Here is a 21309-nt window from a genome sequence, read left to right as displayed (position 1 = left end):
ACACCCTCGTAAGCGTGGGACATCACCGGTGTGGGGTTCCCGGCGGCGGAGCGTTCAGGATGCCGGCCAGGAAGGCCCGGGTCTCGGGATCGGTCGAGTACAGGATCGTCCCGACCATGCCCCGGGTGAGCAGGACCTTGTAGGTGTTGCGGATGAGCTCGTCCGCCTCCCTGTCGGACACGTCCTGGTTCCTGAGTGCCGGGTCGCGGCTGGCCTGCCGGACGGTGACCAGGCGCCCGTTCCGGTAGACGAGATCGGGGCCGAGGATCACGCCGTTCCAGTCGTACTCGAAGCCCTGGGCGGTGTAGACGCACCCCACCTGCTCGAAACCGCCGGGGTCGGTGGCCCACAGGTCGCTCGGAGGCGCGTCACCGACCTTCTCGTCGCCCTTGACGTTCCAGGGGCGCGACCAGCCGTCGACCACCACATCGGGGACCAGGGACGGGCCCTTCCCGTTCGCTCTTCTGCGAGGGTTGCTCCACGGCCAGCAGAATCCCGCGGTGATCCTGGCCGACCGTCCGTCCGCGAGCCGTGCCCGCAGGGCCGCTTCCAGTTCGTACGGCGAAGCGGCGACCGATACTTCGAACCCCTCGTCGCCCGTCCAGTCCGGTGGTTCCGGACGAAGCCCGAGCAGGCGCAGTACCCAGTCCTCGTACTTGCGGCTCCCGCCGCACCGGAACTGCTCGTCCAGCGAGACGTGCAAGAAGTCCAGGCCCCTCGCCTTCGCATGTTCGCGGATTCGCGGGAGCGTGCCCATTTCTCCAGGTCGCACGTTCTGCTGCCCGTCGAGAAGGAACACCGGGACCCGCGCCGCGTCGATCAGTTCGTCGATCTGCAGGCGGCGGCCTTGCGAACGGGGCGAAGGGTTGCCCGACACTCTCCTGATGCGATGCGCCTCGTCGCAGATCAGCGCGTCCAGGTCGTTCTTCGCCGCTTTCGTGAAGCTGTTGAAGTACTTGAACACCGACTGCGTCATCGACGCCTTGCCGGCCACCTGCCTGCGCATCGTCTGGGTGAAGGACTTGGATCCGGTGGCGTGCTGGACCGCGCGGCCGCGCTGTGACAGCTCGCCGAGCAGGGAGAGTGCGATGACGCTCTTGCCGCTGCCGGGCCCGCCGGTGATCACCACTACCGTCTTGAGATCGCTCCGGTGCGCCTTCCCCACCGCGTGGACCACGAGCTGGTAGGCGAGCCGCTGTTCGTCCAGCAGGACGAACTGGTCCCGGTTCCTGATCTCCGCGGCGGCGTGCTCGAGGAGCCGCCTTGACGGTCGCACGGCGCTGTCCAGGAAGCGGTCCGCCGCTGCCCGGCCGGGCAGCGGCGCGAACCTGTCGCTCAGGTAGTCGACGAACGCGCCCCGGGTGGTCAGGGTGAACAGCTGCGTCCGGTCGTCCTCCACGGCGTCGTAGAGATCGATGACGTCCGCGTTCGCCGCGTTGTGCAGGTACGCGACAGCGGCCAGGGCATCCGGGTTCGCGGCGAGCTCGGTCAGGTAACCGGCGATGTAATCGGCGTAGTCCTTGGCCTGGAGCGCCGGATGCAGCTTCGGCTTGCCTGTCATGTTGTGGACCAGGACGCGGCTGGGGTTGTCGTCCCAGATCTCGGCCCGGCTCCACTGCTTCAGCTCCACGACCACGAAGGCGTCGCCGCCGGTCCGCCGATCGACCCCGGCGAGGATCACGTCGGCGCGCTTGCTCGTCAGCGGCAGCCGGTACTCGATCAGCATCTCGACCTGACCGAGACCGGCTTCGAGCAGGTCGTGGGCGACGACGGGGAGGCTGCGTTCCCAGGACCGCCTTTCGGCCTCGGATACGGTCAGGCCGTCCCGCAACTTCATCTGCTCGGCGAGCACAGCGGCGAAGTTCCGCTCCACGGGCGACAGCAGTGCTTCCGCGGTACGGCGGAAAACCGTCAAGGGACCTACCCCCAGCCAGCACGAAGATCTCGTGCGGAATGGGGGCGTGTCCTCGGCTCCCGCCCAGGGGAACCGGAAGAAGCCCGTCGGGCCGCAACTCCTTACCGGAGCAGATTAGCGATGATCTACGTCGGGAAGGGCGGCCGGGACGATGCCGGAACGGCTACTCGATGAGGTCGCAGACATGCGGGCCCAGGTCGTCACCGACCAGCTGGAGCGCGGTGTCGGCCCTGGCCGCGAGCATCAGAGGCGAGACGCCGGTGGCCAGATGCGCGTGGGTGATCCGGTCGAGAGCGGCGCCGACCAGCGGGGCCGCCGCCCGCAACGCCGCGGACAGCGCCACACCCCCGGTCGAGCCGCCGTGCAGGACGATGTTGCGGCATCGGTAGAGCCTCCGCAGCGACACCTCGAGGCGCTCACGCACCTTGTCCAGGTTCGGGCGCGGACGGTCGACCACGTCGAGCATCCGCCGGAGCGCGGCGACATCGCTCTCCAGCCGCCAGGAGCGGACGAGAGGCAGCGCGCGCCGCTCCCGGAGCCGGTCGGCCAGCAGCGTCGCACGCGCGTGGTTGGATCCGCAGGCGTCGAGCCGGCCGGTGAGGTCGTCGCCGCTCACCTGCCGCACCTGGTAAGAGAGCGCGGTCAGCTCGGCCCTCGGCCAGGAGCAGGCCACCAGCGCCGCGGCGCGCTCCGCGGCGACGATCTTCCCGCGTTCGTCGGGGTCGCGGGACTCGGTGAGCAGCGACTCCAGGGCGGCCCAGCCTCCGGCGAGCGCCGGGGCGAGAGGCCCCTCGTTCAAGGCCGAGGCGATCTCCAGGGCGTCGTCCAGCGGGCTGCGTTCGTCCTGTCCGTGCCTGTGCGTGGAGCGCTGGACGGCGTACAGGCGCTTCTTCGAGGCAAGGGAGCGCACGTGGACACCGCGGGCCGGCATGCGCAGCGGAAGGGGTTTGTGCCAGCCGTCGATCACGACCTGGTCGAGCGGTACCACCCTGCCGGAAGTCGCTCTGAATCGCGCCCGCGCCTGGAGTCTTTCCACCAGATCGTAGGCGATCTCGATGGCGCGCTCCACGTCGCGGGCCGCGATTCTGTAGCGCATCGCCCCGGCGACCTTGGTGCGCCGCGCGCTCATTCCCGCCTTCTGCAGGAGGGCCTGGGCGTCGTGGGCGGGTATCCAATAACTCAGGTGCGCGGCCATCTCCTCGTGGTCGGGAAGGGCCCGGAAAGGCACGATGACCTCCCAGGTCAGGGTGGGGGCCGCGAGCAGTTCGGCGGCCTCGCCGACGAGTTCGGCGGCGGAAAGCCTCGTACGGCCGTCCTGGAGCCAGCGGTGAAGCCCGGACGGGCTGTGACCCGAGTCCAGCAGGTGAGCCGTCACCGCGCGCGCCACCCGCTCGGGTCCCGGCGCCGTTCCGGCCGCCACATGGTCCGACCAGCGGGCCAGGTAACCGGGCCGGGCAGTGTCGATGAGGCACCGGAGCCTGCGCCGGCCGTCGCCGGCCACCGTCAGCGTCGTCCGCAGGGTCTCCTGAAGCCGCCGGCGCACGTCCCGGGTGCCGATCGCCGGGTCCGCTCCGAGGATCTTCTCCATCGCGTTGCGCTGCCAGTCCACGGCGGACTGGTGGAGTACGCCACCGTCCACCCACTCACCCGCTTCGTGCAGCTCCTCGAGGGCGAGGAACGCCCCGACGTCCCACAGCCGTCGCGTCCAGGGCGTGGTGGGGCTGGTGAAGTCGAGCAGCCGGGCGGTGACATGGCGCGAGTACGGCGACGCGGGGTCCCGTCCCTCGGGGAGTGCGTTCATGGGGATCCTGGGAAAGGAGAGGGCGCGGTCTGCCAGACCGCGCCCTCGGGGGCCGTGTGCCCCGGTTCAGCTCGCCATCGCAACCGCGATGTGCTGCCAGCCTATCCGTCGGATGGCGAGTGCTTCTCATTATCGGGGATCAGAGCCGAAGGCGTGGCCTATGGCGGTCAATGGTCTGATGGCGGCGTCCGCCGAGGTTTGCGATCAGCGCAGGAGGGCGCAGAGGAAAGCCTGTGTCTCCGCGTCCACGGAGTAGATCGCGGTCCCGGCCATGCCGCGGGTGAGCAGCACCTTGTAGGTGTTGCGGATCAGCCTGTCGGCCTCCTCGTCGGTCACGCCGCGCGGCTTGAGCGCCGGGTCCTTGCTGGCGGCGCGGACGGTGGTCAGCCCTCCGCCGCGGTAGACCAGGTCGGGACCGAGGATCACGCCGTTCCAGTCGTACTCGAACCCCTGGGCGGTGTAGACGCAGCCGACCTGGTCGAAGCCGCCCTCGTGCGTGGCCCACAGCTCGCTGGGCGGGGCGTCGCCGACCGCACGGTCCCCCTTGACGTTCCAGGGGCGCGCCCAGTCGCCGATCACCACGTCCGCGACCAGGGCGTACCCGCCCTCGGCGTCCTTGCGCGGGTCGCTCCACGGCCAGCAGAACCCGGCCGTCATCCGCGCCGAGTAGTCCTCCTTCATCCGGCTCCGCAGCAGGGCCTCGAGATCGTACGGGGAGTCGGCCATGGTGACCTCGAAGCGGTCGTCGCCCGTCCACGGTTCGGGGACGCCTCCGTCGAGTCCGAGCAGGCTCAGCACCCACTCCTCGTACTTGCGGCTGCCTCCGCATCTGAACTGCTCGTCCAGTGACACCTCCCGGACGGTGAGCCCCCTGGCCGTGGCGTGCTCGCGGATCCGCCCGAGCGTGCCCATCTCGCCGGGCCGCACGACCTGATGCTCGTCCAGCAGGAACACCGGTACCCGCGCGGCGTCGATCAGCTCCTCCACCTGCGGCCGTCCGGTGCGAAGCCGGGCCGGGGTGAAACGGTTCGCCGACACCTCGCGGATCCGGTGAGCCTCGTCGCAGATCAGCACGTCAAGCCCGTTCTTGTCCGCGTCCATGAAGTTGTTGAAGTACTTGAACATGGCCTTGGTCTTGGGAGACCCCTTGGCCACGTATCGGCGCATGGTCTGGGTGAAGGACTTGGACCCTGTGGCGTGCAGGACGGAGTAGTTCTGGCGGGAGAGCTCTCCGAGGAGCGACAGGGCGATGACGCTCTTCCCGCTGCCCGGCCCGCCGCTGATCACCACGACCGTCTTGACGTCCTCGCGGCGCGCCTGGTCCACCGCGTGCCAGACCATCTCGTACGCCAGGCGCTGCTCGGCGAGCAGGACGAACTGCTCACGGCTCCTGATCTCCTCGGCGGCATACTGCAGCAACTGCTTGGAGGGGCGCACGGCGCTCGACAGTAGGCGGTCGGCGGGGCCCCGGCCCGGGTCCGGAGCGAAACGGTCCTTCAGGTACTCGACGAAGGCTCCCCGGGTCGTCTGCGTGAACAGCCTCGTACGTTCGTCCTCGACGACGTCGTAGAGATCGACGACATCGAGTTTGGCCGCGTTGTGCAGGTACGCCACCGCGTGCACCGCGTCGCGGTGGTCGGCCAGGACGCTGACGAAGTCGAAGAGGTAGTCGCTGTACCCCTTCGCCTGCAGCGCCGGGTGCAGCTTCGGTTTCCCCGTCATGTTGTGCACGAGGACCCGGCCGGGATCGTCCTCCCAGACCTCCGCGCGGCTCCACTGCTTGAGCTCGACGATCACGTAGGCGTCGCCGCCGGTGCGGCGGTCGACCCCGGCGAGGACGACGTCCGCGCGCTTGCTGGTCAGGGGCAGCTGGTACTCGATGAGCATCTCGACCTGCCCGAGCCCGGCCTCGACGAGGTCGTGGGCGAGCACGGGCAGGCTCCGCTCCCATGATCGCTTTTCTGAGGCCGAGACCGGGATGCCGTCCCTCATCTTCAGCTGTTCCGCGAGGACCGCGGCGAAGTGACGTTCGACCGGCGACAGCAACGCCTCCGCGGTACGACGGAAGACCGTCAAGAGACCTACCCCCAGGCAGCACGAATCCTCGTGCGGTGTGGGGGCGTGTCCGCGAACGGCGGAAGCCCGTCGGGCCGCAGCTTCTCAGGCGAGAAGCGTATCGACAATCACTGACACATCGGGTCAGATCCAGAGAGGAGCCCTGCGGATGCGTGAAGGAAGCGCGGCCGGCCGGTCGGGGGCGTGATGTCGGGGGGTGGTTCTAGGGTGCGCGGCATGACGGACGAAGACAGCCTCCTGATCCCCGACTCCTGGCGGACGGTTCTGTATCCGCGGCGGGGCGGGGTGGCCGGGCCCGGGATCGAGCTTGACGCGACCGCGCCCGGGGCGCTCAGGCAGCGGGTGGAGCGGCGGCGGTCCGTGCTCGACGCCCTGGTGGCGGGGACGGGGGCCGCGCCGGAGATCGTGGACGGGCTGCGCGCGTACCTGGGCGGGGCGGCGGATCCGCTGGGGGCCGCGGCGGCGGTGCGGGTCGCGTTCGCCGAGGACGAGGGGCCGTCCGGTAAGTGGCTTCGGCGGATCGTGGACGCCTGGGTCGGGGAGCACGGGGTGGTGTTCGCCGCGCGCGCGTGCGTGGAGTTCCCCCTGCTGGTGCTCGAGGCGCGGAGGTGGAGCTGGAAGGAGAACGCGATCGTCCCGTTCGGGCTGCGGTTCTGGTCCGTGACCGACGCGACGGACGGGTGGTTCGTCGAGCTGCTGGTGCGGATGCGCGCGATCCTGGCCGCCGCGGACGAGCGGGACTACCAGGAGGCGGTCAGGGGGCTGGAGGGGCATCGGGGGACGCAGTTGCGGCGCCTGGTGGTGTCGTTCCTGGTGCCGACGCGGCGGGACTGGGTGGAGGAGTGCCTCGCCGAGCCGCCCGGTAGGGACTGGATCGGGCTGCTGTGGTGCTCGATCGGCGGTGAGCAGGCGCGGCGGCTGAAGGGGACGCTGCCGTACCTGACCGGGCACACCGTCCCGGCGGTCGTGGCCACGGTCGTGGAGGGCGCCGGGACGGCGGTCGTGCCGGCGCTGGTCCAGGCGGTGGACGCCGATCCGTCGGGCGGGCCTGATCGGGTGTGCCTTCTCGAGGCGCTGGGTGTGCTGCCCTGTGACGAGGCTTTCGGGGCGTTGGTGGCGAGGATGGGGCAGAAGCATGTCCTGCCCGCCCTGACCCAGGCGATGGAACGGTTCCCGGCCCGGGCGCTGAGGCTGCTGGCCGAGGCCGTGAGCGCCTCCAAGGACGCCCGTGCGAAGGGGCTGCTGACCTGGCACCTGAAGACCCATCCGGAGGTCGTCGGCAGGGTCCTCCCGGAACTGCCCGACAGGCAGCAGGCCCTCGTCGAGGCCATGCTGGCAGCGGAGGAGCGGGTCGAGGAGGCTCCCGCGGAGGCGCTGCCTCGGCTGCTGGTGGAGCCGCCGTGGAAGCGCAGGAAGGCGCGGAGGAAGCCCGTGGTCGTGGCGGGCCTGGCACCGGCCGGCGAACGGGACCTGGTCTGGGCGCCGGGTGAACGGGATGCGTGGCGGAACACCTTCTCCCGCGGTTACGGGCGCTGGTTCCCCGCCGATTCCGACTGGGCGGCGCAGGTCAGGCTGGCCCGGGCCAAGCCGGAGGGGCGGGAGATCGGTCACCTGATCGCCGAGGGCCCCGAGGAGATGGTGCGGCCGCTGATCGGGGAGTGGAGGCGGGACGGCAAGGCGTGGGACGCCGACGACGGGCGCTGGCTGCGTGCCGCCGTGGCCCGCCACGGGTTCGACGCGCTGCCGGTGGCGCTGGAGGCCGCGCGGGCCAATCCCGCGGGGTGCGGCAAGCTGTTGCTGCCCTACCTCGACGGCGAGGTGGCGGAGCTGATGGCGGGCTGGCTGGGCCGGCTGAAGTCGGCCCGGCACATCGCGGTCGCCTGGTTCGGCCGGCACGGGGCGGCGGGGGCCCGGTGGCTCGTTCCGGCGGCTCTGGGGGCGGGGCCCGAGCGCCGGGACGCCGAACGCGCGCTGCTTCTCGTCGGCGGGGACACCGGCGCGGAAACGATCGTGGACCGGGTCCGGGACGACCACGGGGCGGAGGCCGCGGACGCGATCGGCGCGCTGCTGGCGACCGACCCGCTGGACATCCTCCCGGCCCGTGTCCCGAAGACGCCCGCCTGGGCCGACCCGGCGGTGCTCCCGCAGGTCCTGCTGGAAGGCCGCGTCCACGCCCTGCCCGACGACGCCGCCGCGCATCTGGTCACCATGCTGGCCATGTCCAAGCCCGGGGACGTGTACGCGGGGCTGGAGGTGGTCAGGGAGGTGTGCGACGCGGAGTCGCTGGCCGAGTTCGCGTGGGCGCTCTTCGAACGCTGGCGGGCCTACGGGGAACCGTCCCGGGACGCGTGGGCGATGAACCAGCTGGCCCTGCTCGGCAACGACCGTACGGTGCGCGCGCTGACCCCGGTGATCCGGGCCTGGCCGGGGCAGGGCGGTCACCGCAAGGCCGTCGCCGGGCTGGACGTCCTGGCCGGGATCGGGACCGACGTGGCGCTGATGCACCTGCACGGCCTCACCAAGAGGCTCAAGTTCAAGGGCCTCAAGGCGCGCGTCCAGGAGAAGATCCAGGACGTGGCCGCCGAGCGCGGGCTGACCCCCGCGCAGCTGGCCGACCGGATGGTCCCCGACTTCGGGCTCGGCCCCGACGGCAGCATGATCCTCGACTACGGGCCGCGCCGCTTCGTGGTGGGCTTCGACGAGCAGCTCAACCCGTACGTCAGCGACGAGGACGGGACGCGCCGCAAGCTGCTGCCCCGGCCCGGCGCCAAGGACGACCCCAAGCTGGCGCCCGTTGCGCAGCAGCGTTTCACCGCCCTGAAGAAGGAGGTGCGGGCCGTCGCGGAGGAGCAGATCCGGCGGCTGGAGGCGGCCATGACCGACCGGCGCCGGTGGTCGCCGGCCGAGTTCCGGGACCTCTTCGCCGCCCACCCCCTGCTCTGGCACATCGCGCGGCGGCTGGTGTGGCTGGCCGAGGACGGCGGCAAGTCCGCCGCGTTCCGCCTGGCCGAGGACCGGTCGCTCGCCGACGTGGACGACGCGGTGTTCACCCTGGCGGAGTCGGCACGGGTCGGCGTGGCGCATCCGCTGGACCTGGGTGACCGGCTGGGGGACTGGTCGCAGGCCTTCCAGGACTACGAGCTCATGCAGCCGTTCGAGCAGCTCGACCGCACGGTGCACGCGCTGACCCCGGAGGAGCGGGAGAGCACCCGCCTGAAGCGGTTCGAGGGCCTGGACGTGCCCTCGGGAAGGATGCCCGGCCTGAGACGGCGAGGCTGGCGGCGGCACGACGACCACGGCGTCTACCTCGACGGCTGCGCCTACCGGCAGGTCGCCCCCGACCTGTACGTCGTGGTCGACATGACCCCCGTCGTCGGGTCCACCGGCACCTACCGGAACCAGAAGACCACGCATGTGTGGGTGGGACGGCGGCCGGGGGACTACGACCCCGCCCGGCGGCCCCCGCTGCCCTTCGGCGAAGTGCCGCCGGCGGCCGCGTCGGAGGTCCTGGCCGCCCTCATCGAGCTGACCGAGCCCCCTGAACGATGACCGACGCGGGCCACCCCCATCCGACCCTCCCTTCCTCCCGACTCTCTGCAAGGAAAGCGATGCGACTCTCACACGACGAGGCAGAGGCCCCCGCAGGACACGAGGACGACGTTCTCGCTCTCCCCGACCCGTGGCTGCGGGAGCTGCATCCGAGGCGCGGCGGGCTGAGCGTGCCGCCCCTCGACGTCGACGAGGCATCGGCCGGTTCCGCGCGGACGGCCGTCCAGAGGCACCGGGAGGTCATCGACGCGATGCTCGGCGCCCCCGCGACCGAGCCGGAGATCACCGCGAGGGCCCGGGCGCATCTGGGCGGGACGCCGGACCCGCTGGGGGCCGCCGCCGTGGCGGCGATCATCGCTGCCACGGCCTGGCTCGGGGAGGACGACCGGCTCCCCGCGTTCGCGGAGCTGTGGCTCGCCGAGCACGGCCCCGCCTTCGCCGCCACCGCGTTCACCGAGCTCGGCCGCGTCGACGTCACCCTCCCGCCCTCGGTGCGCGCGGCCATCGCCCGCTCCCGCGCGCGGCGCTCCAGGTCCGGCACCCCCGCCGGGGGTCCGCCCAGGAGCGCCGTCGACATCGCCTTGAGCGCAGCCAGGGAGAAGACGGGGACGGGCGTCCCGGTCACCTTCACCGACAACCTCAGGGGCTCTCACCGGCTCTGGGTCCAGGTCGCCCTCCTCCGCCGGCTCCGCACGTTCCTCGTGCACGCGGACGACCGGGAGTACGAGGAGGCGGTGAAGCGGCTGGCGGAGCACCGCCGCACCCCCTACCAGATGGCGATCGCGGCCTATCTGGTTCCCACCCGCCCGGACTGGCTGGACGACTGCTGCGCGAGCCAGGAACTTCTCGGGGACGGCACCATGGAGAGGTTCCTCCTGTGCTCGGCGAGTGACCGCAGGCACCTCGACCTCTTCGGGAAGCCGAACTACCGCTGGGGCTGGGACGCCGGCGGGCAGCGGGACGTCATCGGGACCCTGCTGGACGCTCTGGGCGCGGAGACCGTCCCGTTCCTGAACCGGATCCTGGACGAATACTCGCCCGAGTCCGGCGTCTGGAAGACGGCGGTGGAGGCGCTCTCCCTGATCCCGGCCGACGAGGCGTTCCAGGCGATGGTCGACCGGCTCGGACACCGGCAGGTCCGGGCCAGGGTGGTGGAGGCGGCGGGACGCCGGCCCGGCCAGGCCGTCCGGCTCCTGTCCCCGGTCGCCACCGGCGCCTCCCCGGCCGCCGACTTCGCCGGGACCGTGCTGACCGGGCTGCTGGTGTCCGATCCCGCCCTGCTGGAAACGGTGCCCGCCGAGGTCCGCGCCGCCCTGACACCGGTCCTCGCCTCCCTCGAACGGATCGAGGAGGCCGCCCCCGACGACCTCCCGGCGCTGCTGGCCGACCCGCCGTGGACGCGGCCGAGGCCGAGGCGCAGGCCGCTGGTCATCGAGGGGCTCACCGTCCCCGCCGACCGCCGCCTGGTCTGGGAGCCGGGCGAGCGGGACCGGTGGGCCGAGACCGAATGCTGGTACGCCGGCGCGTACCCCTGGCCCCCGGAGAAGGAGCAGAGCCACGACTGGGACGGGGAGGCCCGCCTGTACCGGGAGGGGAAGCTGGAGACCAGCGGCATGGTCGGCCTCCTCCTCAAAGGCGCCGACGAGCTGGTCCGCCCGCTGCTGGCCGAGTGGAACACCGACGACGTGTGGCTGGCCGAGCAGTGGCTGCCGCGCATGATCGCCAGGTTCGGGCTCGACGCCCTCCCGATCGCGCTGCGCGTCGCCAGGCACGTACCCGCCGCGCACGGGGGCGTGCTGCTGCCGTTCCTGGACGCCGAGGTCGCCCAGGTGATGGCCGACTGGCTCGCGCGCCTCAAGACCGGCCGGCGGCACGCCCGCGCCTGGTTCGGGCGGCACGGCCTGGCCGCCGTGCCGCTGCTCCTGCCCGCCGCGCTGGGCAGGGCGGGCACGGAACGGCGCGCCGCCGAGGGCGCGCTGCTCCACCTCGCCGCCGCGCACGGCCCCGAGCCGATCGTCGAGGCGGCGGCCGCGTACGGCGACGAGGCCGCCAAGGAGATCGCGACGCTGCTGGCGACCGATCCGCTGGAGGTCCTGCCGGCCCGGATGCCCAAGATCGCCGCCTGGGCGGACCCCGCCATGCTCCCGCAGCCGCTGCTGCGGGGCCGCGACCGCGCCCTCCCGGCCGCCGCCACCGGTCATGTCCTGACGATCCTGGCGATGTCCAAGCCCGGGGAGCCGCCCTACCCGGGGCTGGAGGTTGTGCGCGAGGCGTGCGACCCCGGGTCGCTGGCCGGTTTCGGCTGGGCGGTGCTCCAGCGGTGGCTGGCGAGCGGCGCCCCCGGCAAGGACGGCTGGGCGCTCACCCAGCTCGGCCTGATCGGCGACGACGACACGGTGCGGCGGCTCACCCCCTTGATCAAGGCATGGCCGGGGGAGAGCGCCAGCGCCCGGGCCGCCGCCGGCCTGGACGTCCTCGCCGCCATCGGCAGCGACGTCGCCCTGCTGCACCTGCACGGCATCGCCCGCACGATGAAGTTCAAGGGGCTCAGGGCACGGGCGCAGGAGAAGATCGAAGAGATCGCCGCCGCGCTGGAACTGACCACCGACCAGCTCGCCGACCGTGCCGTCCCCGACTTCGGCCTGGACGCCGAGGGCGGCATGGTCCTCGACTACGGGCCGCGGCGGTTCCGGGTGGGGTTCGACGAGCAGCTGAGGCCGTACGTGGTCCAGGAGGACGGCAAGATCCGCAAGGACCTGCCCAAACCCGCCGCCGGTGACGACCCCGCGCTGGCGCCCGCCGCCAAGCGGCGCTTCTCCGACCTCAGGAAGGAGGTCCGCGCGATCGCCGACCGGGAGATCCGCCGGCTCGAACGGGCCATGACGACCGGACGGAGCCGGTCCCTGGAGGAGTTCCGCACGTACCTCGTCGGCCACGGGCTGATGTGGCACATCGCACGGCGGCTGGTCTGGCTCGCCGAGGAGGACGGCCGCGTGACGGCGTTCCGCCTCAGCGAGGACCGCACCTTCGCCGACGCCGCCGACGACGAGTTCACCCCGGCGGAGACGGCGCGGATCCGCGTCGCCCATCCGCTGCACCTCGGGGACGACCTGGGCGCCTGGTCGGAGCTGTTCGCCGACTACGAGATCCTCCAGCCGTTCCAGCAGCTCGGCCGTCCCCTCCACGTCCTCACCGAGGAGGAGCGGGCCTCCGGCCGGCTGCGCCGGTTCGAGGGGGCCGTCGCGTCGTACGGCAAGGCGAAGGGGATGTCGCAGGACCTCTGGGGGGACGGCACCGAGGGGCGCCGCGCCGACGGGTGGATCGCCCGGAAGGTCACCGGGGGCCGGTACGTCGTGGCGGGCCTGAACCCCGGCCTCGGCGTGGGCGGGTACATGGGCGACTACCCCGAGCAGCGGCTCACCGCCGTGTGGCTCGCCGACGAGCCCGGCCCGTACCGGGAGGGGGCGGAGGGGACGCACCGCTTCGGCGACCTCGACCCCGTGGACGTCTCCGAGGTGATCGTGGAACTCACCAGGATGACCGCGGCGGGCGGCGACTCCTGAGCCGCTGACGGCGGCGGGACGACCGTGCCCGCCCCGGCCGCCGGCGCCGGGGCGGGCACGGGTCCACGCGTGCTCTCCGGGAGGAGAACAGGAGTGGATCCGGCTGATCAGCAGGGAGGGGAAATAAAAGTATCTTCAATGGCGAAATGTGACAAAAAAAGCTGATCAAGCGGTGGCTTCGGAAATTGTCGTAATGGGTATGAGCGAGGCGACACGAATGGCCCCATCCCCACGGAGTACCGCATGTACGCCTCCCGCCTTTGCGCGATCACACTCGGTGCGTTGACGATCACCGCAGGCTCCCTCGCCGCCGCCGGACCCGCGTCCGCCGCCGCCACCAACTACGTCGCGCTGGGCGATTCGTACTCCTCGGGAACGGGGGCGGGCAGCTACGACCCCGCGAGCGGCAACTGCAAGCGCAGCGCCAACGCCTATCCCAAGCTGTGGGCGGCGGCCAACTCGCCCGCCTCGTTCAACTTCGCCGCCTGCTCCGGCGCCACCACCTCGTCGGTGGCCAGCGGGCAGCTGGGCGCGCTGAGCAGCTCCACCTCGTTCGTCAGCATCACCGTGGGCGGCAACGACGCCGGGTTCGCGAAGGTGATGGAGACCTGCGTGCTGCAGTCGACCTCCTCCTGCGAGACCGCGGTGGCCAACGCCGAGACCTTCATGCGGAACACGCTCCCCGGCCGGCTCGACTCGCTCTACGGATCGATCCGCTCCAAGTCCCCCTCGGCGCGCGTCGTCGTGCTCGGCTATCCGCGCCTCTACATCCCGAACAGCTCCGGATGCGTGGGCCTCAACCAGACCAAGCGCGCCGTGCTCAACCGGGCCGCCGACACGCTGAACACCTCCGTCAGCGGTGCCGTCTCGCGTGCCGGGTTCGTGTTCTCCGACGTGCGGGACGAGTTCAACGGGCACGAGCTGTGCTCGGGACACGACTGGCTCCACTCGCTGACCTATCCGATCGGCGACTCCTACCACCCGACTGCCCGCGGCCAGGCCAACGGCTACCTGCCCGGCCTCAACTCGGCCGCGAACCGCTCCCTGGCCCTGCGCAAGGCCGGCTGACCCGGCGCACTGCCCCTGTGCACCGACCTGGCGCACTGCCCCCTGGTGCACCGACCCTGGCGCGATCCGCCCGACCCCCCTGACGCCGTCCGTCCTTGACGCCGTCGGTTCCTGGCGCCGGAGGGGCCCGCGGAGTGACGCCGCCGCCGAACCGGCAGGCACGTCACCCCGGGCCCTTCCGGCGTCTCGGCGTATTCGAGGCCGGGAAGTGCGTGCGGCAATCCGTGCGGGAATCCGCGCGTGGAAGGTCGATCTCCGGTGCCCATTCCGGCGTACGTCCCTGGGAAGGACCGGGCGCCGCGGTGCTGATCGCCCGTAATTGTGAATTGGTCTCGGCGGCGCGGGAAAACGGACCGGCCTTCAGGCGGCGCTCGGGGCGCGGGCGGGAGAACGGAAGACCTGGGCCGTGTGCCAGTCGATGTGGCTCGGTTCGAGGGACGGCAGACCCGGCTGGGGTTCGCGTACGGGACGTCCGGAGAGGTCGTGCACGAGGGCCGTGGTCGTGGAGGTGCGCCCCACGAACTTGCGCGAGACGGTGATCGTACGGTCCCGGGTCATCCCCAGCACTCCGCGGTCGAGCAGGCGGTGGTGCAGGGAGCAGAGGCACAGCCCGTTGACGACGTGGTCCGGGCCGCCATAGGCCCTCCAGCGGAGATGGGCCGCGTCCAGGCCCACCGCCATGCCGTTCAGCCAGCCCTCGTACCCGCAGAAGGCGCAGCAGTACTCGTACGCTTCCAGGACCTCCATGCGGAAGGCCGGGTCGCGGGGCGGGAGGAGTTCCTCGGCGGAGGCGGGAAGGGGCGCGCCCTCCAGGTCCAGGCCGACCTCCTGGCAGATCTCCGCGTGCAGGGACGGCTCGAAGTTGACCTCCAGGAGGGTCCGGGCCAGCCGGGCCAGGAGCCCGGGGTCGCCGGCCAGGGCCGCGGCGAGATCGGGGTGCAGCCGGCCCTGGACGCCGGGTGAACGCAGGCTGCGCAGGTCGGGTCCGGGGCTGCCGGTGCCGCCGGGGGTGTCGACGACCCAGATCGCGTCGTCGTTGGCGAGGTGGTGGAACGGGTAGCCCGGGCTGGTGGCGCGCGGCGGCCCGAACTCCCTGAGGAGCCGCCGCAGAGGTTCCTCCGCGGCGGAGAAGGGGATGGGGGCGCCGCCGTCGTGCTGGAAGCGTCCCAGGGCGAGCAGGAGAAGCAGCGGCTTGTGCGGGGCGCGTTCACCGCCGCGGGAGTACTGCCGGATGCCCGTCACCCGCTCCACCCAGTCCACGAGGCGAGGATAGGGCCCGGAGCGGGCCGGGCGTCACCGGCCGGTGCCGCCCTCGCCGTCACCTTCGTGGTCGATGCGGTGCTCCAGGTCGAGATACTCGTCGTCCGGCCACAGGTCGTCGGCCAGGAAGGCGAGGTACTCCTCCTCCCAGGGCTCCAGTTCGGCCGTCATGGATTCGGGGTACGCGCAGGGCCGGGGCGCGTCCGCCGGCGGCCCCGGTTCGGGCGCGCGACGGGGCCCCCGTGGCAGGCTCAGAAGGAGCAGGCCGGTCAGGGAGGCGAGGACGAGGGCCGTGATCACACCACGCTGCCTTCCGTAAGAGCCTTTCGTAAGGAGCAAAGTAGTTGAAAGCTACTAGCCGGATGTTTCGGATGGGCGACGACATGCCGTACGCGGGGGAGAGTGATGCCGGGAAGTTTTCTCCCCCTTGGCCGGAGGTGCGCGAGCTGGGACGGCTCGTTTGGGACCACCTGGTACTGGTGACGCCCTTGGCGCCGGGCGAGGTGATCCTGGCCATGGGATGCCACGACGTTCGCGTCGCGGTCCACGCGGCCCGGCTGTGGCACGAGGGATGGGCGCCCCTGGTCGTGGTGTCGGGCGGCCGAGGCAAGATCACCGCGGGGTGGGAGGAGACCGAGGCGCAGGTCTTCGCGCGGGTCGCGCGCGAACACGGCGTTCCCGCAGAGGCGCTGCTGCTGGAGGAGACGGCGGCCAACACGGGCGAGAACATCACCGCCACCAGGAGCCTGCTCGCCGCGCGCGGAACGCCCGTACGCCGCGGGATCCTCGTCGCCAAGCCGTACATGACCCGGCGATCACTGGCGACGGCCCGCCTCCGCTGGCCCGAGGTGGAGTGGCTGGCGTCCGCGCCGGAGATCGGCTACGAGACGTACCTGGGGGAGGACGCGCGGCGGTTCCTGGAACTCATGGTCGGAGACCTGCGGCGCATGGTGGTGTACGCGGAGCGGGGCTTCCAGGTGCCGATGCCCGTTCCGGAGGCGGCCTGGGCGGCGCACCTGCGGCTGGCCGAGCTGGGCTACGACCGCCATCTGATCCGCTGAACGGCGGGCCGCGCAGGAATGTCGTACCCGGCTCGTAGTGTTCGCATGAAGCGGGACGCCCACCGCGGTGCGGCGGCCTGACCGGGTCCGATGCCGCCCCTCGACAGGGGCGGGGCGGCATGGACAAGGTCAAGGTCCCGCGGAGCGGCGCGCCTCAGGAACGGGGTCGGGGGAGAGGGCCGGGCTCGGCCCGGGCCCGCCGGGGCTCAGGCCGGCGCGGGGTGCGGGCGGTGCGGGGCGATGATGCGGCCGTCGGGCAGCAGCTCGCCGGTGTCGTCGAACAGGACGATGCCGTTGCAGAGGAGGCTCCATCCCTGCTCGGGGTGGGTGGCCACGATGCGGGCCGCCTCCCGGTCCAGGCCGTCCGGTGTGGGGCAGGCCGGCTGGTGGGCACAGGTCGGGGTGTGTCGTCGGGCGGACATGGGTCGTACCTCCACTGGGTCCTAATTTAGGACATAGTGAAGTTTGCCTACGGTCGGCCGAAATATGCAAGTATATGGCGAATTTTTTACCTGATGGGACGTGTAGATCTCCTCATCTCAGGAGATCGTCGTCCGCCTCGTCGTCATGATCCACGTCCAGCCCGACGATGGATCGGCAGCCCGTGCAGATCCATTCGGCGGTGACGGCCTCCGGATCGGTGGCCCGGGTGCGGTACGGGTGGGCCGGGCGACGGCGCCGCATCCCGTGGCCGCAGGTGGAGTGCAGCAGCCTGCCGCACTTGGGGCACGGCCAGACGTCCTCGCGGCGCAGCCGGCACTGGGGGCACAGCGGAGTCTGGTACGGCTGGGAGCAGTCGAGGAGGTCGCCGTGATCGGCGAAGTCCCGCAGCACCGGGAACCGGGGCTCCGTTCCGGCGGGGGGCCCGGGAAGCTCGGTCGAGGCGAACTCGTTCCGCCACTCCAGTTCCAGGTCGAGGTACTCGTCGGCCGGCCAGTGGTGGTCGGCGAGCCAGGCGAGGTACTCCTCGGAGGTGGAGTCGAGCACCGCGGTCAGCGACTCGGGGTGCGCCTCCCCGGGAGGGCCGGCCGGGTCGCTCACGGGCGTCTCCGCCGAGGCCCCCGGCGTTTCCGCGGGGGCATGGTCGGGGGAGACGGCGGTGCCGGTCACCGGCTGGGGGGAACGGCCGGTACCGCGCCGGGCTCTGGCCAGCAGTGCGAGCAGGCTCAAGAGCACGGTGGCGGCCAAGCCTGTCGCCGTGGCCATCGTGGCGTCCTTTCATGATCTTGCCGCGTTGAGAGCGATCATGAATTCACTTCACAAAACGCTGGGCACGCTACAAGAAAGCCCCTTTACGGAAAAGTCGATCAGAAAAGAATCTTCGTTGCGATGCGGACGTTGAGGATGCCCGAAACCCCGGCCTGGACGGCCCTCGGGCGCGTTCGGAGGCCGTCCGAGGGGGCTCGCGGCCGGGCCGATGTGGGATTGGTCTCCTCGTTCGGCCGGACCGGGCCGTCCATGATCGTTGCGCCCTCTACGCTGTCGGGCGGTGACGGACGGTTCCGGGAGGGCTCCCGGACCCTGGGATTCCCGGACAGGGGCTGCGTTGGACGAGAAGGCGGGTGGGCCGCGCGTCGACGACCTGGAGGCCGCCCTTGCGGCGGCCTCCACCGGACCGCGGCTGGGCGCGCTGCTGCTGGAGCTGCGGCACCGGGCCGGACGGTCGCTGCGCGAGCTGGAGGCGGGCAGCGGGCTGGCGGAGGAGGTCCTCTCCGGCATGTTCGCCGGCCGCCGGTTCCCGGGCGAGCCCGGGCTGGTGGCGTTCCTGCGGGCGTGCGGCGTGCCGGACGGGCGGTCGGGACCCTGGCTGGCGGCCTGCCGCCGCCTGGACTCGGGCGGCCTGACCGCCCCCGAGGTCCGCCCGGCCGTTCCGGTCGTTCCGGGCGCCTCGGCCGTTCCGCTCCCTGATCGGACCGTTCCGTTTCCGGACGGGACCGTTCCGGGGGCGCCGGGCGTCCCGCCCGTCCCGCCCGCCCAGCCCCCCGCGGCCGGTCCGCCGGACCTCAGCGTCACCGTCAACGACGCCGCGAGGCTCGCGGGCGACGGGCGGCTCGAGGCGATGATCTCCCGCGTCCGCGACGAGCTCCGGGCCGAGCTCCGGGCCGAGCTGCTGGACGAGCTGCGCGGGCAGGCCGCGGCGATCCTGGACCAGGCCCGGCGCGACGCCCGCGCCCTCCTGGACGAGGCCGTCGACCGTGCCGTCGCGCACCGCGCCGCCGAGGAGGACCGGCTCCGGGCCGAGAACGAGGCGCTCAAGGCGAGCCTGACCACCGCCGAGGCGAGCCCGACCACCGCCCGGCGGGAACGGACCCTGGCGGGCGGGCCGCCGTCCCTGACCGGCCTGCTGGGCGTCGAGAACCCGCGCGAGCTGGACCCGGAGCGGACGTGGGCGGTCGAGCGCGAGCGGCTGCGGGTGCCGATCGGGCTGGACGCCGAGGGCCGCCCGGTCGAGCTGGACCTGGCGGGTTCCGGCCACGGCCCGCACGGCATGATCATCGGGGCCACCGGCTCGGGCAAGTCGGAACTGCTGCGCTCGATCGTGCTGGGACTGGCGGTGACCCATCCGCCCGAGGCGCTGAACGTCCTCCTGCTGGAGCACATGGGCTCGGCCACGTTCGCCGGGATGGAACGGCTCCCTCATGTGTCCGCGCACGTGACGCTCTTCGACGACCTCTCGCGTCCGGAGCGCATGTACGAGGCGCTGTCGGGAGAGCTGATGCGCAGGCAGCAGGCGCTGCGGCCCGCGGGTGACCTGACCTCTCTCCACGGCTCCCAGAGGGGGCGCGAGGAGGGCGCCGGCACCCCGCCCGGCCCGGCTCTGCTGATCGTCGTCGACGAGTTCTCCGAGCTGCTCGCGGTCAAGCCGGAGTTCGGCGAGCTGTTCGCGTCGATCGGACGGCACGGCGCGGCGCTCGGCGTGCACCTCCTGCTCTCCTCGCAGCGCTACGAGGAGAGCAGGATGCGCGGCCTGAACGAACGCATCGGCCAGAGGATCGTCCTGCGGACCCGGTCCGCGGCGGAGTCGCAGGCCGTGCTGGGCGTTCCGGACGCGTACGAGCTGCCTCCCGGTGCCGGGCACGGATTCCTCAGGCGGGGCACCGAACCGCCCCTCTGGTTCCGGGCCGCGTACGCGTCGGAGCCGATGCCGCGGGAGCCCGCGGGCGACCCCGGCGACCCCGCCGCTCCGGCCGCTCCCGAGAGCCTGCACGAGGTCATCGTGCGGCGGCTGGCCGGGCACGGGACGGAGGCGCTGGGGATCTGGCAGCCGCCGCTGGAGGCGCCGCCGTCGCTGGCCGAGTTGCTGCCGCCCCTGGAGGTCACCCCCGAGCACGGCCTCACCACGGCCGGCTGGGAGCACCGGGGCCGCCTGACGGCCGTCGCCGGGATCGTGGACCGCCCCTTCTACCACCGCCGCGATCCGTACTGGCTGGACCTGTCGGGGCCCGGCGGGCACGTCGCGGTCGTGGGCGCCCAGGGCAGCGGCAGGTCCACCGCGATAGCGACGGTCGTGGCGTCGCTGGCGCTCACCCACACCCCCGAAGAGGTCCGGTTCCATGTCCTGGACCTCGGCGGGGACGGCGGTGGCGGTGGTGCCCTGGCGGCGCTGGGCGGCCTCCCGCACGTCGCCGGGGTCGCAGGACGTTCGGCCCCTGAGGAGGTCCGCCGGACGGTCACGGGGATCACCGCGCTGCTCGAACGCCGCGAACGTGAGTTCGCGGAGCTGTCCGTCGGCGACATGGCCGCCTACCGCGACGCACACGACGCCCAGGGACACGACGCCCAGGGACACGACGCCCGGGGACACGACGCCCAGGCACACGACGGGCACGGCGCGGGCGGGGAAGACGGCCGGAGCGAGGTGTTCCTGGTCGTGGACGACTGGCCGGCCTTCCGCGCCGGGTTCCCCTCGCTGGAGGGCGCCGTCACGGACCTGGCGGAGCGGGGCCTGCGGTACGGCGTCCACCTTGTCACGGCCTCCGGCGACTGGGTGGATTTCCCTCCTGAGGTCCGCGACCTGCTCGGGACGAGGCTGGAGCTGAGGCTCGCCGACCCCGCCGGTTCCCGGCTCGGGGCCAAGCGCGCGAAGGACGTCCCCTACGACCGTCCCGGCCGCGGCCTGACCGGCGACGGCTTCCACTTCCTCACCGCCCTGCCCGTCCTGGACGCCTCGTGCCCGCCCGGCGAGGGCCTCGGCAGGCTGGCCGACCGGGTCGCCGAGGCGTGGAACGAGCGGGCGGCGCCCCCGGCGCGGACGCCGTCCGGCCGGGCGGCCGTCCCCGAACCGCCCGGCCCGGAGGAGGCGGGGGTGCCGATCCAGATCGGCGTCGACGAGGATTCGCAGGCCCCGGTGTACGCGGACTTCGCCGCCGACCCGCACCTGCTCGTCCTCGGCGACGCCGGGTGCGGCAAGTCGAACCTGCTGCGCCACCTGGCCTCCACCATCACCCGCCGCCATGAACCGGCACGGGCCAGGATCGTCTTCATCGACTTCGGCCACTCCCTGCTGGAGGTCGCCGACACCGAGCACCAGATCGGCTACGCCGTCCACGCGTCGAGCGCGGCGTCCCTGGCCGCCGACATCCAGGCGTCCCTGAGCAGGCGGCTGCCGCCGTCCGGCGCCCCGGGCGGCACCGCCTCGTGGACGGGTGCCGAGCTGTACGTGATCGTCGATGACCACCAGCGGGCCGCCGCTCACAGCGACCCGTTGCGGCCCCTGGCGGACCTGCTGCCCCGCGCCCGCGAGATCGGCCTTCACCTCATCCTGGCCCGGACGGTGAGCGGCGCGACCCGGAAACTGGGCAACGAGGTCCTCCGCGCGCTCCGGGACACCGGTACCCCGTGCCTGCTGATGGGGGGCGCCGCGAGCGCGGGAACCCCGGGGGCGGGGGGACCCGCGGAGCCGTTGCCACCCGGCCGCGCCCGCCACGTCCACCCGAAGCACGGGACCCGCCTCGTCCGGACACCCCTGCACGAGCCGCCCCCCGCCTAAGCCCCCGCCGCGGACGCCCCCTTCTC

General features: G+C 72.4%; 12 protein-coding genes. 5 read left to right on the top strand and 7 right to left on the bottom strand.

Translation table 11 applies throughout. The features are described from left to right. Positions 1 to 22: 22 nt before the first annotated feature. The 3 genes from IW256_RS24380 to IW256_RS24370 all read right to left on the bottom strand — a co-directional run bounded on the left by IW256_RS24380 (position 23) and on the right by IW256_RS24370 (position 5792). Positions 23 to 1915, bottom strand: a complete 1893-nt coding sequence (locus tag IW256_RS24380; protein ID WP_197013190.1) for a DUF2075 domain-containing protein — start codon at positions 1913 to 1915, stop codon at positions 23 to 25. 163 nt (positions 1916 to 2078) lie between these two features. Then, positions 2079 to 3716, bottom strand: coding sequence for a hypothetical protein (locus IW256_RS24375; RefSeq protein WP_197013189.1), 1638 nt, complete (start codon positions 3714 to 3716; stop codon positions 2079 to 2081). A 204-nt stretch (positions 3717 to 3920) separates the two neighbouring features. After that, positions 3921 to 5792: a DUF2075 domain-containing protein gene (locus IW256_RS24370; protein ID WP_231403909.1), complete on the bottom strand. Its 1872-nt coding sequence runs from the start codon at positions 5790 to 5792 to the stop codon at positions 3921 to 3923. A gap of 216 nt (positions 5793 to 6008) precedes the next feature. On the opposite strand from IW256_RS24370, the gene IW256_RS24365 reads away from it, so the two are divergent. The 3 genes from IW256_RS24365 (at position 6009) to IW256_RS24355 (ending at position 13972) form a co-directional block, all read left to right on the top strand. Beyond that, entirely contained in the window at positions 6009 to 9341 is a 3333-nt protein-coding gene (locus IW256_RS24365) for a DUF4132 domain-containing protein (RefSeq protein ID WP_197013188.1), read from the top strand. A 59-nt stretch (positions 9342 to 9400) separates the two neighbouring features. Further along, positions 9401 to 12904 carry a DUF4132 domain-containing protein gene (locus IW256_RS24360; protein ID WP_197013187.1) on the top strand — a complete coding sequence of 1168 codons (3504 nt, stop codon included), beginning with the start codon at positions 9401 to 9403 and terminating at the stop codon, positions 12902 to 12904. A gap of 282 nt (positions 12905 to 13186) precedes the next feature. Next, positions 13187 to 13972, top strand: a complete 786-nt coding sequence (locus IW256_RS24355; RefSeq protein WP_269217944.1) for an SGNH/GDSL hydrolase family protein — start codon at positions 13187 to 13189, stop codon at positions 13970 to 13972. A 360-nt stretch (positions 13973 to 14332) separates the two neighbouring features. On the opposite strand, the gene IW256_RS24350 is transcribed toward IW256_RS24355, so the two are convergent. Then, on the bottom strand, positions 14333 to 15232 hold the full coding sequence (locus IW256_RS24350) for a phosphorothioated DNA-binding restriction endonuclease (protein ID WP_197013185.1): 900 nt from the start codon (positions 15230 to 15232) through the stop codon (positions 14333 to 14335). Between the two features lie 33 nt (positions 15233 to 15265). Beyond that, positions 15266 to 15403 (bottom strand): hypothetical protein, encoded by a 138-nt coding sequence (locus IW256_RS41420; protein WP_231403908.1) that lies wholly within the window; start codon positions 15401 to 15403, stop codon positions 15266 to 15268. A gap of 200 nt (positions 15404 to 15603) precedes the next feature. Between IW256_RS41420 and IW256_RS24340 the strand changes: the two genes are divergently transcribed. Next, positions 15604 to 16293, top strand: a complete 690-nt coding sequence (locus tag IW256_RS24340) for a YdcF family protein (RefSeq protein ID WP_197013183.1) — start codon at positions 15604 to 15606, stop codon at positions 16291 to 16293. Positions 16294 to 16499: 206 nt separating this feature from the next. Here the strand turns inward: IW256_RS24340 and IW256_RS24335 are convergent, their stop codons facing one another. Both IW256_RS24335 and IW256_RS24330 read right to left on the bottom strand, forming a co-directional pair. Further along, positions 16500 to 16715 (bottom strand): DUF5999 family protein, encoded by a 216-nt coding sequence (locus IW256_RS24335; RefSeq protein WP_197013182.1) that lies wholly within the window; start codon positions 16713 to 16715, stop codon positions 16500 to 16502. Between the two features lie 112 nt (positions 16716 to 16827). Then, positions 16828 to 17499 (bottom strand): hypothetical protein, encoded by a 672-nt coding sequence (locus IW256_RS24330; RefSeq protein WP_197013181.1) that lies wholly within the window; start codon positions 17497 to 17499, stop codon positions 16828 to 16830. 340 nt (positions 17500 to 17839) lie between these two features. Between IW256_RS24330 and eccCb the strand changes: the two genes are divergently transcribed. Continuing rightward, entirely contained in the window at positions 17840 to 21283 is a 3444-nt protein-coding gene (gene eccCb, locus IW256_RS24325) for a type VII secretion protein EccCb (RefSeq protein WP_197013180.1), read from the top strand. Positions 21284 to 21309: the final 26 nt, after the last annotated feature.

Origin of the sequence: Actinomadura viridis (genome assembly GCF_015751755.1) — a bacterium.
GTDB classification, from domain to species: Bacteria; Actinomycetota; Actinomycetes; order Streptosporangiales; family Streptosporangiaceae; genus Spirillospora; species Spirillospora viridis.
The sequence above is the reverse complement of the archived record's forward strand: the minus strand, read 5'-3'. Positions and strand labels throughout refer to the sequence as shown.

Coding starts and splice junctions, on each gene's coding strand:
- IW256_RS24375 (WP_197013189.1), bottom strand. CDS start 3,716: ATGAACGCACTCCCCGAGGGACGGGACCCCGCGTCGCCGTACTCGCGC.
- IW256_RS24365 (WP_197013188.1), top strand. CDS start 6,009: ATGACGGACGAAGACAGCCTCCTGATCCCCGACTCCTGGCGGACGGTT.
- IW256_RS24360 (WP_197013187.1), top strand. CDS start 9,401: ATGCGACTCTCACACGACGAGGCAGAGGCCCCCGCAGGACACGAGGAC.
- IW256_RS41420 (WP_231403908.1), bottom strand. CDS start 15,403: ATGACGGCCGAACTGGAGCCCTGGGAGGAGGAGTACCTCGCCTTCCTG.
- IW256_RS24340 (WP_197013183.1), top strand. CDS start 15,604: ATGGGCGACGACATGCCGTACGCGGGGGAGAGTGATGCCGGGAAGTTT.
- IW256_RS24335 (WP_197013182.1), bottom strand. CDS start 16,715: ATGTCCGCCCGACGACACACCCCGACCTGTGCCCACCAGCCGGCCTGC.
- IW256_RS24330 (WP_197013181.1), bottom strand. CDS start 17,499: ATGGCCACGGCGACAGGCTTGGCCGCCACCGTGCTCTTGAGCCTGCTC.